Genomic DNA, 13,547 nt, shown 5'->3' with positions numbered 1-13,547 from the left:
GGGTGGGCGAGCCGTGAGCGACGACGGGCTGCTGGGATCGCTGTCGCTCGTCGGACTGTTGAGCCTCTGTTGTATCGGATTCGGCGGTCTGGCCGGCGGCGCCGCCGTCGCGGGCGGCACCGCGTCGGTGAGCGTCGTCACGACGGGCGCGACGGGAGCCCGGGGCGCCCTGATCTCCGGGCTCGTCACGTTCGCGACGGTGTTCGTCGCCGCCGCGGTGCTTCGGTGGCGGTTGAACCGGTGAGACGGCGATCGGCGGTCAGCGCTGGGGGTCCTCCGGCGCGCCCCGCGGCTCGCGGTTCGGCGCCGCTCCTCGGGGCGCGGGAGCCGCCTCCTCGCGGTACAGGCTGAGGAGCTCCTCGAGGACGACCGCGTGTCGGTCGCCCGGGACGTACTGGTGGTCGATGAAGTCCTCGGCGTCGCTGACGTTCCCGCGGAGCGCGAGCTTCCTGACGAAGGCGACGGACTCGAAGAACGGCGGGTGGTCCGCGTCGGCGTCGCCGCCGAGTTCGCGCTCCGCTTCCGGCATCACCTCCGCTTTGATGTCCTCGTAATCGATCGTCTCCGGCTCGTAGTCGTCGACGACCTGATTCAACACGTAGTCGGTCGAGAACCGGTAGAACTCTGACTTGCTCTCGAACTGTCCGCTCTCAACCAGCGACTCGATCTCGCCGACCACCGACTCGGGAAACCGGACCGTGCTCTTCACCATGGATTCACCAGTCGGCCCCACACGTATTATGCTTTTGTCAGATTGCCTGAAACGTGTCCGTGGGTGGCGGCCAGCCCGACCGACGCGTCGCGGCCCGGCGCCGGCCGTCCGGGCGTCCGATGTACTGGATTTATATTTCCCAACTCGTAAGACAGCTATCATGACTCCGTACGAGGCGTTCGACCGCGACGTGGAGGTGAACGGTCGAACGGTCCTGTCGGTCGTCGAGAGGGGGATGGGACGGTTCTCCGACGCGTACCGCGAACGCGCGATCGCCGCGCTCGCGGAGGAGGGAATCCGGGACCCGTCTCCCGACGAGTGGTACCCGCAGCAGGCGTGGCTAGACGCCTTCGAGACCATCGCGACGGACCTCCAGCCGCACGTCCTCGACCGCCTCGGCGAGCAGCTCCCCGACGTCGCCGACTGGCCGGACGAGTCGGCGACCGTCCCCGCCGGGCTCCGCGGTATCGACGAGGCCTACCGGCGAAACCACCGAGGCGGAGAGATAGGTACGTACCGCTTCGAGCGGATCGACGACCGGGTCGGCGAGGTGACGTGTCACACGCCGTATCCCTGCCCGTTCGATCGGGGGCTGATCCGCGGCGTGGCGAAGGAACACGCACCGGTCGACTCGTTCGTGTTCATCGAGGAGACCGGGTCGGACTGCCGACGCGAGGGCGGCGACGCGTGTACGTACACGGTGTACTGGTAGGGCGTTCGGTCGGCAGGAAGGGTCGTCCGCGCCGTCGACGGGACCGGTGAGCGCTATCTCTCGTGGGACTCCAGCGCGTCGCGCAGCTCCGCGGCGGAGAGGCCCGAGGCGAGTTCGACGACCTCTTGCAGGTCCTCGTACGTCTCGCGGAGCTCGCGAATCCGCTCGGCCTCGACGCCGTCCGCCTCGCCGAGCCCGCGTTCCGCGCGTCGGAGCGTCCGATGGGTGGTCTGGAGCTCGCGTTGCACGTACTGTCGGAACACGTCCTGTAGGATGTACCAGATCTCCCGCTCGGCGGCGAACCGGACTCGCCGCCCGCCGCCGTCCGACGACCGGCGGTGGATCAGGCCGAGGCGCGAGAGCGTCCGGGTGACGTTGCTGACGGTCGACTTCGCGTACCCCGTCCGGTCGACGAGCTCGGGGATCGACAGTGGCTCGTCCGCGAAGTAGAGGGCGCCGTAGAGCCGGCCGGCGCTGCGGCTCAACCCGTACACCTCGGCCGACTGTTCGAGCGATTCGATCACGCGCTCGCGGGCGATTTCGGCGTCCTCACTCATACGAGCGCCCTCGTCGCTCCGACGGATGAACGTATCGAACGGCCATACGCGAGGTAGGCGTTTCGTAAGTATTAAATTGTTTGATTCATTTGTTCGACTCGAACCGAACAAACAGAACGATCTTCCGCCCTCCCCACCTCATGGCAAGCGCGTTTCCACACCAGCCGACAGTCGACCACGCCCCCCGAGAACAGACGGACGTCGTGATCGGAGGCGACGAGCCGACCGACGTGCTACGCGTCCTCTCGTGTGACACCGCACAGCGGATCCTCGCCGCGCTCACGGACGCTCCCGGCACGGCCTCCGACGTCGCCGCCGCCGTCGACGTGTCGCTCCAGAACGTCACCTACCACCTCGACCGGCTCTGCGACGCGGGGCTGATCACGCCGGTCAACACGTGGTACTCCGAAAAGGGAAAGGAGATGACCGTGTACGCCCCCACGGCCGAGCGGCTCGTCGTGCGCTTCGACGCGCCCGCCGACCGTTCGGCGTCGGAACGCGACCGGTCCTGAGCGGCCCGAAGCCGTCGCGCTCGGTCGGCGCTCGGTCGGGTTTCCCGAGCGACGCTCCTCGCTCTGGTGACCGGCCGGACAGTCACGGATTTCAGCCGGTTGACGTGTCCGAGCGCGCCGACCAAACCGGTCGTCCGTGAAGTCTAGTCCCCCGCGAGCGCGTCCGCGAGGTCGTCGGCGACGTCCGCGACGGCCTCCAGCGCGCGGTCGACCTCGCGGAGCGTCATGAAGCCGTGGACCATTGCCTCGTAGTTCACGTAGCGCATCGGGACGCCGTCCCGGACCAGCTGCTCGGCGTACGCCCGGCCGCCGTCGCGGAGCGGGTCGAACCCGGCGGTGACCACCGTCGCGGGAGCGACGCCGGAGACGTCGCCGGCGTTCGTCGGGTCCGCGTACGGGTTCCGCCGGTGGATCTCGTCGTCGTAGTAGCACTCGGCGAACCAGTCGAGATCCGCCTCGTCGAGGACGATCCCGGCGTGGTCCCGGACCGACGGCTGCTCCGGGTCGACGCCGACGCCGGGATACAGAAGCGCCTGATACGCGAGCGCCGGGCCGTCGCGCTCGGCGGCCATCAGCGCGGCGACCGCGGCGAGCGCGCCGCCCGCCGAGTCGCCCGCGACCGCCACGCGCCCGGTCCCGGCGAGCGCGTCCGGGTTGTCCGCGGCCCACTCGACGGCGGCGTACGCGTCGGCGACCGCCGCGGGGAAGGGGTGTTCGGGGGCGAGCCGGTAGTCGACCGAGAGGACGGCGCAACCGCTCTCCCGCGTGAGCTGTCGACAGAGCCAGTCGTGGGTGGCGACGCTCCCGAACACGAACCCGCCGCCGTGGAAGAACACGACCGTGGGGAACGGGCCGTCGGCGTCCGGGAGGTAGAGCCGCGCGTCGAGGGCGCCGTCGGGACCGGGGACCGTCCCGTCGACCGTCCGCCCGACCGCCGGGGGGTTCCGGTTGCGAACCCGCATGATCGGTCCGGTGAGGAGGCGGGCGAGCTTCACCCCCCACCTGCTGTGCGGCAGCGGAAACCGCGCGTCGCGTTCGACCGCCGCCTTCGCCTGCGGGTCGATCGCGTCGGCGTTCATCGTCGGCTTCGCGTCGGGTCGCGTTCGTCGGCGCTCATACTCCATCGTGTGTCGAAGGCGGGTTGAGTCTTCGGGCGGCCCGGTCGCGGCGGCCTCGGCGCGGTCGGCAGACGTATGCCTCGGGGGGCCGAATGATGACGCTATGACAGATCTCCGGTCAAGCAACGACCTCGCGGCGACCTTCGACGACGACGAGATCGCGCTCTGCGTGCTCGAGAACACGTACAGCCCGACGCTCGTGGAGTTCCTCGGCGACCTCGGTCTCGACGCGGTCTGGCTGGACCTCGAACACGGCGGACCGGACCCGTGGGACGCGGGCCGGATCGAGGACCTCCTCCGCGCGGCCGACGGGACCGACACGGAGCTGCTCGTCCGGCTCCCCGACACGGACCCGACGCTCGTCCGGAAGGCGCTGGACCTGGGCGTGCGGAACGTGTTCCTCCCCCGCGTGGAGGGCCCGGACGAGGTGCGTGAAGCGGTCAGGTCGGCGCGGTTCAGCTACGACGGCGACCCCGGAGACCGCGGCCTGGCGTCGCCGCGCGCCAGCCGCTGGGGACTCGCCGAGGACTACGTCGCCACCGAGGACGAGGAGACGCTCGTCGGCGTGACGATCGAGACCGAGGCCGCCGTCGAGCACCTCGACGAGATCCTCGCCGTCCCGGAGCTCGGGTTCGTCTTCATCGGTCCGTTCGACCTGTCCGTGTCGCTGGGGCACCCGGGCGAGATCGACCACCCGGCGGTGGAGGAGGCGGTCGAGACGGTCCGGTCGAAGGCCGTCGCCGCGGACGTGCCGGTCGGCGGACTCGGCTTCGGGATGGACGACGTGAACGGGAAGGCGGCGGACGGCTACCAGCTGCTGAACCTCGGGAGCACGACCGGGGCGCTCGAGGCGGCCGCGACGGAGTGGTTCGACGCCTTCGAGGGCGAGCGGTAGGCGAGCGACCGCGCCGGGCCCATGAATAGCCCAAATCACTTATACTGCAGTTCGTATGACCACTCGTGTCGTTCTCACAGGTCCGTCCGCAACACGGGGTCTACGCGCTCGGCGCCCTCTGTGTCGGACTCGGGACCGCTCACCTCCTGACGGAGGGGGAGGGCGTGGGGACGGTCCTGGAGGCGTTCGTGATCTGCGCGGTCGCGCTCCTCGTCGTCGCGACCGGGTACGAGCTTCCGGACCGGCCGATCTCGCTGTCGGGACGGTGGCGGGCCGTGCGGATCGCGGTCACGGTGGCGGGGTCGTTCGCGCTGCTCGCGCTCGCCATCTGGCTCATCTGGTACCTCGAGGGCGACCAGACGAAGCTCGGCTTCCTCGTCGCGTTCGCGACCACGCTCGGATCGGCGGTCGGGATCCGCGGCGGGCTCTACGCGGTCGAGGCGGACGAGCGGCTCAGCGAGGCCGGGGACCTGACCAAGCTGTTGACGATCAACCAGCGCGTCCTCCGACACAACCTCCGAAACGACCTCTCCGTCGCGCTCGGAAACCTGGACAACATCGAGCGACGCGCTCGCGACGAGGAGACGGTCGCGGACGTGCGGACCGCGCGGACTCACCTGCAGACGCTCCTCGAGACGACCGACCGCACGCGGGAGATCGTCTCGATCTGGAACACCGATCGGTGCGAGACGTTCCGCCTCCGAGCGCTCCTGCGAGAGCAGATCGCGGCGGTCGGGTCGTCGCATCCGGACGTCCCGATCGCGACGCGGTTCGACGGCGACTCCCGCGTGGAGTCGCACCCGGCGCTCCCGATGGCGTTCGAGGAGGCGCTCCGCAACGCGGCCGAGCACACGCCGACCGACGCCGCGGTGACCGTCAGCCTTGACACGGACGAGGCGGGGTCGGCGGTCGTGGAGGTGAGCGACACGGGGGCGGGGATCCCGAAGTTCGATATCGACGCGATCGAGAGCCCGGAGGAGACGCCGCTCGTCCACACGCAGGGGCTCGGGCTCTGGATAATCTACTGGACCGTCGAGATGTCGGAGGGGACGTTCGAGCTGCTGGAGAACGAGCCGACCGGGACCACCATCCGGGTCACCCTGCCGACCGTGCCGGAGGACTGACTCGTTCCCTCCGCCGACCGACGGCGGGAGCCCGATCCGTTCGTTCCGCGACCGACGGCGGGCGCGTCGGCGAAAGGGAGGAGGTGGCGCGCGGTCGACGGGCTGCGAGACGCAATATTGCAGAGAACACACAAACACATAAGTCGACGCGGGCCGTACGTCGCGTCGATGGCAGAGGAAATCGAGGAGATCCGACGGCGGAAGCTCGAGGAGCTTCGGAGCCGAGACACGACCGGAGAGAGCGACGGAGCGGCCCCGCGGAGCCCGTCCGAACCCGTCCCCGTCGAGGGGGCGGCGGAGCTGACCGAGACCGTCTCCGAGCACGACGTCGTGTTGGTCGACTTCCACGCTGACTGGTGCGGCCCGTGTCAGATGCTCGAGCCGGTCGTGGAGACGATCGCCGCCGAGACGGACGCGACCGTGGCGACGGTCGACGTCGACGCGAACCAGCAGCTCGCCGCCGAGTACGGCGTCCGCGGCGTGCCGACCCTGCTCGTGTTCGCCGACGGCCAGTCGGTCGAGCGCCTCGTCGGCATGCAAGACGAGACGCGCCTCCGCTCGGTGATCGGAGAGCATACCTGATCCGTCAAACGCGATGAACCGAGCCGAGTCGACGCCGGGGACGGGGCGGGCATGAGCGACGCGACGCCGGAGGCGTACGTCCGAGACAACCGCGAGGAGCTGACCGACCTCGCCCTCGATCTCCTCGCGATCGACACGTCGAACCCGCCGGGCGACACGCGCGAGATCGCCGACGCGATCGAGCGGGTCCTCGACCCGCTCCCGGTCGCGGTCGAGCGCGTCGCGGTCGACCCGGCGAAGCCGAACCTCCTCGTTCGGGTCGCCGGGGAGTCCGACCGGACCCTGCTGTACAACGGGCACCTCGACACCGTGCCGTTCGACGCCGACGCGTGGACGCGCGACCCGCTCGGGGAACGGGTCGACGACCGCGTCTACGGGCGCGGCGCGACCGACATGAAGGGCGCCGTGGCGTCGATGCTGTTCGCGGTTCGGGCGTTCGCGGCGACCGACGCCGACCCGCCGGTCGACCTCCTGTTCGCGCTGGTGAGCGACGAGGAGGTCGGCGGCGACGCCGGCCTCCCGGCGCTCTTGGAGGCCGGGCGGCTCGACGCGGACGCCTGCGTGATCGGCGAGCCCACCTGCGAGGCGGGCCGCCACTCCGTCACGATCGCCGACCGCGGCAGCATCTGGCTGACCCTCGAGGCCACCGGCGAGGGGGCCCACGGCTCGCGTCCGGCGCTCGGCGTGAACGCGATCGACCGCCTCTACGACGCCGTCGAGACGATGCGCGACCGCTTCGGATCGGAACGGCTGGACATCGACGCCGAGATGGAGCCGATCGTCGAGGAGTCGGTCGAGTACTACGCTCCGACGATGGGCGAGGGGGTCGCCCGGGACCTGTTCCGATACCCGTCGATCAACCTCGGCGTCTTCGCGGGCGGCGACGTCATAAACAGCGTCCCGCAGTCGGCCCGCGCCGAGGTCGACGTGCGCCTGACCGCGGGCGTCCGGACGCCCGACGTGCTCTCGCGGATCCGGGCCTGCGTCGCCGACTGCGAGGGCATCGCGATCACCGACGTCTCCTGGAGCGTCGGCACCGCGGAGCGGCCCGACAGCCCGCTGGTCGAGGCCGTGGCGTCGACCGCGGCCGAGGTCACGGGCGACCGCGTCTTCAGGCGGAGCGCGACGGGCGGCGGCGACGCGAAGACGCTCCGGAACGCGGGCGTTCCGACCGTCGAGTTCGCGCTCGGGACCGACACCGTCCACGCCGTCGACGAGTACGTGCCGATCGACGCGCTCGAAGGCAACGCGCTGGTCTACGCCCGACTCCCGTCGGCGTGGGCGGGCGCGTCGGACCGGTAACGAGTCGCTCGCTGTACCCGCCTTGCGGGCGATGGGGGTGACAGCGCCGCCGTTTTCGTCGGATGTGCGGCCGCTCAGTCCTCAGAGACCGTTTTTCACGATGTTGGAAACTCGGCGCAATACTAATGTCGAGCGGGCGCAACTGACACCTATGGTAGCGATAGAACCAGACGAGACCGTCGACGCCAGAGGCGCCGCCTGTCCCGGTCCCCTGATGGACCTGATCGGTGCGATCCGGAGCGCGGAGTCCGGGGCGGTGGTCCGGCTCCTGAGCGACAGCGAGGGGTCCCGCACCGACGTGCCGGAGTGGGCCGAGGAGGCGGGGAACGAACTGCTCGAGGTCGAAGAGCACGACGACCACACCGCGTTCTACGTGGAGAAAGCATGACGGACCGCGTCGTCATCGTCGGCGGTGGAACCGGCGGATCGGTGCTCGCGAACGACCTCGCCGACCGGCTCGAACCCGAACTCGACGCCGGTGACGTCGAGGTCACCCTCGTCAACGACGGCCCGGACCACGTCTACAAGCCGGTGTGGCTGTACGTCCCGTTCGGCCAGCGCGAACCGGCCGACGGGCGGCGCCGCCTCGACGAGCTCGTCGACGACGCGGTCGACGTCCGGATCGACCGGGTGACCGACATCGACACCGAGGCCAAGCGGCTCCGGTTCCGCGACGGCTCGTCGATGGAGTACGACCACCTCGTGTTAGCGACCGGGTCGACGCTGGATCCCGAGCAGATCCCCGGCCTCGCGGCGGGCGGGCACGACTACTACAGCGAGTCGGGCGCGGTGGCGCTCCGGGAGGAGCTGTTGGCGTTCACCGAGGGGGAACTCGTGTTGAGCGTTATCGGCACGCCCCACATGTGCCCCGCGGCGCCCCTCGAGTTCGTCTTCATGGCCGACGACTGGTTCCGGCAGCGCGGGCTCCGCGAGGACGTCGAGATCACCTACACGTACCCGATCCAGCGCGTCCACGGTAACCCCCACATCGCCGAGTGGGCGAAGCCGATCATGGACGAACGCGACATCAACGTCGAGACGTTCTTCAACGCCGAGTCGGTCGACCCCGACGCGGGGAGGATCGCCTCGATGGAGGGGACGGAGCTCGACTACGACCTCCTCGTGACGATCCCGCCGCACGCCGGCGTCGACCTGGTCGAGGAGGCGGGACTCGGCGACGACGGCTGGGTCGACGTCGACAAGCACACGCTCGAGGCCGAGGCGGCCGACGACGTGTACGCGCTCGGCGACGTCGCGACCACCGGCGTCCCGAAGGCGGGCAGCGTGGCGCACTACCAGGCCGGGGTCGTCGGGCAGCGGCTCGCCAGCGACATCCGCGGGCGGCCGGCGACGGCGACCTACGACGGGAAGACGCTCTGCTTCATCGAGACGGGGATGGACGCGGCGTCGTTCGTCGAGTTCGACTACGAGAACCCGCCGTCGCCCGCGCCGCCGTCGCAGAAGCTGCACTGGTCGAAGCTGGCGTACAACGAGTCGTACTGGCTCACCGCGCGGGGGTTGCTCTGACCATGTCGGAGGAACGCTTCTCCGAGCGGAGCGACCTCGAGGCGGCGATCGAGCGGAACCCGGAGGCGGTCGCCGCGTTCGTCGAGCGGCTCGACGCCGTCAACGAGCTGCTCGACGTGCTCTCGCTCGGCGAGAACGCGCTCGACGACGAGATGGTCCGCGAGCTCTCGGCGACGGGGTCGACGCTCGCCGAGTCCGCGGACGGGATCGCGACCGACGAGACGGTCGCACTGGCCGCGGCGGTCGGCGAGAACGGCGACGAGCTCCGCGAGGCGATGGTAACCCTGACCGAGCTACAGCGGAGCGGCGCGCTGGACGAGCTCGCGGAGCTGGCGCAGGTCGGGTCGCTCGCGACGGCCGCCCTCGACGACGAGATGGTGCGGTCGCTCGCCGGCACCGGCTCCGCGCTCGGCGAGGTCGCCGACACCGCGGCGGACGACGACGCCCGCGACGGGGTGAAAACGATGCTCGAAGGGGTCGGCGCCGCCCACCGGAGCGACCCGGAGCCGGTCGGCGCGCTCGGGCTGGTACGGAGCGTGCGCGATCCCGAGGTCCGGTACGGGCTCGGCTACCTGCTCGCTATCTCGAAGGCGATCGGTCGGTCGCGGGCGGCCATCGCGGACGGGGAGTGACGCCGACCGGTTCGAGATCCGGGCAGGCGGCGGCGCGGTCGGTCGCCGGCGGACGACGCCGGCGGCACCGCGTCCGGTGCGGTCGCTCGCCGTGAAGGCGGATAGAAACGTGAGGAAAGCGCGTTCGGGCGGCGTCCCGGCCGAGTCACACCAGCAGCTGGATGTCGGCCTCGACCATGTCCTGGAACGCCGAGGCGGCGCCGACGCCGGTGGTGACGCCGTCGTAGAAGTCCTCCTCGTCGTAGTCGAGGAGGTCGATCGTCATCTGGCACGCCTGCAGGTCCACCCCGCTGGCGATGGCGGTCTCGATCAGCTCCTCGACGGAGGCGACCTCGTTGTCGGCGATCCTGTTGCGCATCATGCGCGTGGTCACGCGGTCCATGCCCGGCAGCGCGCCGATCACGTTCGGGACGGGCATGTTCGGGTTCCCCACGGAGCTGAGCTGGAGGTTCTTGGAGTTCTCCTCGTGGAGGATCTCCAGCCCCCAGAACGTGTGGAAGACGGTCACCTCGTAACCGAACGCGGCCGCGGTGCTCGCGAGAATGAGGGGCGGATACGCCATGTCGAGCGTCCCCTTCGTCGCGATGATCACCATCTTCTGGGGGCCGTCGTCGTCGACCTCGGTCCTGAGGTCAGACACTTCGGCCTCGAGCTCCTCGATCCGCGTCTGGAGGTCGGCGACGGCCTCGGGAGCGGCGTCCGACGACGCCGGTGTGTCCGCGCTCATTTCACTCGGTCTTCCGCACGTAGTGCTTGTACACGTCCTCGCCGCCCTCGGTCCCCTCTTTCTGGTCGACGAGCTCGGCGTTGTCGGTCGACTCCGCCCAGCCGGCGATGTCGCTCATGCTGCCGGAGTCCGTGGCGATCACTTCGAGCACCTCGCCGGCGGCGAGGTCGTCGAAGGCGCCGCGGGTCTTCACGACCGGCATCGGGCAGTTCTGTCCTTTCACGTCCAGCGTCTCGGCTGCGGTTTCCGTACTCATTGGTTGATCCCCCGTGTTGGGGCTAACACACAATACTGGACTCCGAGATATAAGTGTGTCGATAGTTGGGGTTTGCTTGAACAACTGGATTATCAAGATCATCTACGACGGCGGTCAAGGTTTCAAACGCGTGTATCGCGTCTTTACCGACTGTTCTGTCCGTATCTATATTGTGTATATAGTGAAATACTATACGAACTCTTAAGTCCCTCCACCCGTTACGTGGGAACGTACATGGACGCAGACGAGATGGACTTTCCGACGCCGGACTCGGACGTCGACTCGATCGAACCCGAATCGCTCAAAGCTCGCATCGACGACGGCGAGGAGGTAACGCTGCTCGACACCCGGATGTCGAGCGACTACGAGGAGTGGCGCATCGACGGCGAGAACGTCACCTCGATCAACGTGCCGTACTTCAAGTTCCTCGACGAGGAGATCAGCGAGGACGTCCTCGATCGGATCCCTGCCGACGAGCACGTGACCGTGCTCTGCGCGAAGGGCGGCGCCAGCGAGTACGTTGCGGGCGCGCTCGCCGACCGCGGCTACGACGTCGACCACCTCGAAGACGGCATGAACGGCTGGGCGAGCATCTACGAAGCCGTCGAGGTCACCGACTACGACGGTGCCGGCACGCTGCTGCAGTACCAGCGCCCGTCGTCAGGGTGTCTCGGATACCTGATCTACGACGACGGCGAGGCCGCGATCATCGACCCGCTGCGCGCGTTCGCCGACCGCTACCTCGACGACGCCGACGAGCTTGGCGTGGAGCTCGCGTACGCGTTCGACACGCACGTGCACGCGGACCACATCTCTGGGCTCCGCAACCTCGCCGCCGAGGGCGTCGAGGCGATGCTCCCCGCGGCCGCCGCCGACCGCGGCGTCACCTACGTCGACGACGTGACACTGGTCGAGGACGGCGACACGTTCGCCGTCGGCGACGCGACCGTCGAGACGGTGTTCACGCCCGGACACACGACCGGGATGACCTCCTACCTGCTCGGTGACAGTCTGCTCGCGACCGGTGACGGCCTGTTCATCGAGAGCGTCGCGCGCCCCGACCTCGAGGAGGGCGACGACGGCGCGCCGGACGCGGCCCGGATGCTCTACGAGTCGCTCCAGGAACGCGTCCTGACGCTGCCCGACGACACGCTGATCGGGGGCGCCCACTTCAGCGACGCCGCGGAGCCCGCCGCCGACGGCACCTACACCGCTCCCGTCGGCGACCTCGTCGAGGAGATGGACGCGCTCACGATGGACGAAGACGCGTTCGTCGAGCTCGTCCTCTCGGACATGCCGCCGCGGCCGGCCAACTACGAGGAGATCATCGCGACGAACCTCGGGCAGAACGCCGTCGACGACGACGAGGCGTTCACCCTCGAACTCGGACCGAACAACTGCGCCGCGAGTCAGGAATCGCTCGCGGGTGACTGAGACCGTCAGTGATGCCTGATCCACTCGTCGCGCAGGCCGCCGCCGAGCTGTTCCCCAACGGGATCAGTCGGTACGCCGTCGGCGGACTGCTCGTCGGCCTCGGCGCGGTCGTGATATACGTCGGGACGGGGATCGCGGCCGGCGCGAGCACGTTCCTCGAGTCGACGCTGTCGTACGTGTCGGACCAGTCGCGGTTCCAGCGGTACGTGGGCTCTCGCGACTGGCGCGTCGTGTTCACGCTCGGGATCGTCCTCGGCGCCGCGGCGTTCGCGGCGACGGTCCAGTCGGGCGTCGTCACGACGTCGCTCTACGAGCCGGGAACCACCGGGCAGACCTACGAGCTCGCCGGCGTGACGCTGTGGCTGACCGACGTCCAACCCTGGCGGCTGTTCGTCGGCGGCGTCCTCGTCGGCGTCGGGACCCGGATCGGAAAGGGGTGTACCTCGGGGCACGGCGTCTGCGGCGTCGGGTCGGCGTCGAAGACGTCGCTCGTCGGCGTGGCGACGTTCCTCGCGGTCGCGATCGGGACGGCGCAGCTCGTCGCGGCGCTAGGGGTGAGTCCGTAGATGGCGGATCGACACCCCCTGTTCATGCCGCTGATCCTCGTCGGCGGCCTGATCTTCGGGTTCGGACTCGGATTCAGCCAGATGGCGCGGCCGGAGGTCGTGTTGAACTTCCTCACGTTCGAGGACTTCGGGCTGCTGTTCGTGATGTTCGGCGCGGCCGTCGTCTCCGGCGTCGCCTTCGCGGTGATGCCGCGGATACGTGACACCGCGCCGCTGACCGGTGACCGGTACGAACGGCGGCTGAAGTCCTTCGACCGGAACGTCCTGATCGGCGGCGCCGTTTTCGGCGTCGGCTGGGGCCTGTCGGGCATCTGCCCCGGCGCGGCCTACGCCAGCCTCGGCGTCGGCAACGTCACCATCCTCTGGGCGCTCGGCGGCATGTTCGTCGGCGCGTACATCCAGGGGTACTGGCGGAGCCGGAGCGCCGCTCGCAGCGCCGCGCCGTCGAGCGCCGACTGAACCGCGGTCACCTTTTCCGCGAGTTCTGGTATTCTGTCTCAGTGAGGACCAGCACCCGCGGCGACGACCGTAACCCACGCATACGTTATCGATCGTTCCGGAGAGGCCACCGGAATATAATATTGTGCACATTGTTCAAAACCGTTATATGCACCCGTCGGACAGGAGTAACTGAGCAGAAATGTGCAAAACGCGAATTAGCGCGGCGCGACGCGGGGGGGAGAACTGATGCCCGGACTCGAAATTCCGTCGTGGGACCCGCAGACGGCCCTGCTCATCGGGGTGATCCTGTTGGAGGCGATCGTGCTGTACGCGGGGTACGGCGGCCTCGAGCGGATCCTCGGCCCGCGGCTGATGCGCCTGATAGTCGGAGGTGACGGGAGTGGTCAGTAGCGCGCTCGGACTGGTCGGCAGCGGGTTCGGAGTCCTCGA

Annotated in this window: 19 protein-coding genes; 14 read left to right on the top strand and 5 right to left on the bottom strand. The window is 69.3% G+C overall.

Annotated features, from left to right (window positions below; genetic code table 11):
• Nucleotides 1-13: 13 nt before the first annotated feature.
• Nucleotides 14-244 carry a hypothetical protein gene (locus R6U01_RS05555; RefSeq protein ID WP_410285465.1) on the top strand — a complete coding sequence of 77 codons (231 nt, stop codon included), beginning with the start codon at nucleotides 14-16 and terminating at the stop codon, nucleotides 242-244.
• Nucleotides 245-259: 15 nt separating this feature from the next.
• Here the strand turns inward: R6U01_RS05555 and R6U01_RS05550 are convergent, their stop codons facing one another.
• Nucleotides 260-712 (bottom strand): hypothetical protein, encoded by a 453-nt coding sequence (locus tag R6U01_RS05550; protein WP_410285464.1) that lies wholly within the window; start codon nucleotides 710-712, stop codon nucleotides 260-262.
• A gap of 160 nt (nucleotides 713-872) precedes the next feature.
• Here R6U01_RS05550 and R6U01_RS05545 point away from each other — a divergent pair, with 160 nt between their 5' ends.
• Nucleotides 873-1,424 carry a hypothetical protein gene (locus tag R6U01_RS05545; protein WP_410285463.1) on the top strand — a complete coding sequence of 184 codons (552 nt, stop codon included), beginning with the start codon at nucleotides 873-875 and terminating at the stop codon, nucleotides 1,422-1,424.
• A gap of 53 nt (nucleotides 1,425-1,477) precedes the next feature.
• Here the strand turns inward: R6U01_RS05545 and R6U01_RS05540 are convergent, their stop codons facing one another.
• Complete coding sequence (locus R6U01_RS05540) at nucleotides 1,478-1,981, bottom strand: GbsR/MarR family transcriptional regulator (protein WP_410285462.1); 504 nt, start codon at nucleotides 1,979-1,981, stop codon at nucleotides 1,478-1,480.
• A gap of 140 nt (nucleotides 1,982-2,121) precedes the next feature.
• Here R6U01_RS05540 and R6U01_RS05535 point away from each other — a divergent pair, with 140 nt between their 5' ends.
• Nucleotides 2,122-2,493, top strand: coding sequence for an ArsR/SmtB family transcription factor (locus tag R6U01_RS05535; RefSeq protein WP_410285461.1), 372 nt, complete (start codon nucleotides 2,122-2,124; stop codon nucleotides 2,491-2,493).
• A gap of 143 nt (nucleotides 2,494-2,636) precedes the next feature.
• On the opposite strand, the gene R6U01_RS05530 is transcribed toward R6U01_RS05535, so the two are convergent.
• Nucleotides 2,637-3,572, bottom strand: a complete 936-nt coding sequence (locus R6U01_RS05530; protein ID WP_410285498.1) for an alpha/beta hydrolase — start codon at nucleotides 3,570-3,572, stop codon at nucleotides 2,637-2,639.
• 142 nt (nucleotides 3,573-3,714) lie between these two features.
• Between R6U01_RS05530 and R6U01_RS05525 the strand changes: the two genes are divergently transcribed.
• The 7 genes from R6U01_RS05525 to R6U01_RS05495 all read left to right on the top strand — a co-directional run bounded on the left by R6U01_RS05525 (nucleotide 3,715) and on the right by R6U01_RS05495 (nucleotide 9,673).
• Nucleotides 3,715-4,506 (top strand): HpcH/HpaI aldolase family protein, encoded by a 792-nt coding sequence (locus R6U01_RS05525; protein ID WP_410285460.1) that lies wholly within the window; start codon nucleotides 3,715-3,717, stop codon nucleotides 4,504-4,506.
• A gap of 65 nt (nucleotides 4,507-4,571) precedes the next feature.
• Nucleotides 4,572-5,630, top strand: coding sequence for a sensor histidine kinase (locus R6U01_RS05520; RefSeq protein WP_410285459.1), 1,059 nt, complete (start codon nucleotides 4,572-4,574; stop codon nucleotides 5,628-5,630).
• Nucleotides 5,631-5,798: 168 nt separating this feature from the next.
• Entirely contained in the window at nucleotides 5,799-6,212 is a 414-nt protein-coding gene (trxA, locus tag R6U01_RS05515; RefSeq protein ID WP_410285458.1) for a thioredoxin, read from the top strand.
• 51 nt (nucleotides 6,213-6,263) lie between these two features.
• A complete protein-coding gene (locus R6U01_RS05510; RefSeq protein WP_410285457.1) occupies nucleotides 6,264-7,514 on the top strand; it encodes a M20 family metallopeptidase in 1,251 nt (416 codons plus the stop codon).
• 151 nt (nucleotides 7,515-7,665) lie between these two features.
• Nucleotides 7,666-7,902, top strand: coding sequence for a sulfurtransferase TusA family protein (locus R6U01_RS05505; protein ID WP_410285456.1), 237 nt, complete (start codon nucleotides 7,666-7,668; stop codon nucleotides 7,900-7,902).
• The gene (locus R6U01_RS05500; protein ID WP_410285455.1) at nucleotides 7,899-9,041 is read left to right on the top strand and encodes an NAD(P)/FAD-dependent oxidoreductase; all 1,143 of its coding nucleotides are present in this window, start codon (nucleotides 7,899-7,901) and stop codon (nucleotides 9,039-9,041) included. Before R6U01_RS05505 ends, R6U01_RS05500 begins: the two co-directional genes overlap by 4 nt.
• Nucleotides 9,042-9,043: 2 nt before the next feature.
• Nucleotides 9,044-9,673, top strand: a complete 630-nt coding sequence (locus R6U01_RS05495) for a DUF1641 domain-containing protein (RefSeq protein ID WP_410285454.1) — start codon at nucleotides 9,044-9,046, stop codon at nucleotides 9,671-9,673.
• Between the two features lie 145 nt (nucleotides 9,674-9,818).
• Here R6U01_RS05495 and R6U01_RS05490 read toward each other — a convergent pair whose 3' ends face one another.
• Both R6U01_RS05490 and R6U01_RS05485 read right to left on the bottom strand, forming a co-directional pair.
• Nucleotides 9,819-10,400, bottom strand: coding sequence for a DsrE/DsrF/DrsH-like family protein (locus R6U01_RS05490; RefSeq protein WP_410285453.1), 582 nt, complete (start codon nucleotides 10,398-10,400; stop codon nucleotides 9,819-9,821).
• 1 nt (nucleotide 10,401) lies between these two features.
• Complete coding sequence (locus R6U01_RS05485; RefSeq protein WP_410285452.1) at nucleotides 10,402-10,656, bottom strand: sulfurtransferase TusA family protein; 255 nt, start codon at nucleotides 10,654-10,656, stop codon at nucleotides 10,402-10,404.
• Nucleotides 10,657-10,890: 234 nt separating this feature from the next.
• On the opposite strand from R6U01_RS05485, the gene R6U01_RS05480 reads away from it, so the two are divergent.
• From R6U01_RS05480 to R6U01_RS05465, 4 genes are all read left to right on the top strand, one after another.
• A complete protein-coding gene (locus tag R6U01_RS05480) occupies nucleotides 10,891-12,090 on the top strand; it encodes an MBL fold metallo-hydrolase (protein WP_410285451.1) in 1,200 nt (399 codons plus the stop codon).
• A gap of 11 nt (nucleotides 12,091-12,101) precedes the next feature.
• Nucleotides 12,102-12,656 carry a YeeE/YedE family protein gene (locus R6U01_RS05475; RefSeq protein WP_410285450.1) on the top strand — a complete coding sequence of 185 codons (555 nt, stop codon included), beginning with the start codon at nucleotides 12,102-12,104 and terminating at the stop codon, nucleotides 12,654-12,656.
• On the top strand, nucleotides 12,657-13,115 hold the full coding sequence (locus tag R6U01_RS05470; RefSeq protein WP_410285449.1) for a YeeE/YedE family protein: 459 nt from the start codon (nucleotides 12,657-12,659) through the stop codon (nucleotides 13,113-13,115). It abuts the gene before it with no gap.
• A gap of 228 nt (nucleotides 13,116-13,343) precedes the next feature.
• On the top strand, nucleotides 13,344-13,508 hold the full coding sequence (locus R6U01_RS05465; RefSeq protein WP_410285448.1) for a hypothetical protein: 165 nt from the start codon (nucleotides 13,344-13,346) through the stop codon (nucleotides 13,506-13,508).
• The last annotated feature ends 39 nt before the right edge of the window (nucleotides 13,509-13,547 follow it).

The organism is Halorubrum sp., assembly GCF_046498025.1.
GTDB lineage: Archaea > Halobacteriota > Halobacteria > Halobacteriales > Haloferacaceae > Halorubrum.
This window is presented reverse-complemented; position numbering and strand designations above follow the sequence as displayed.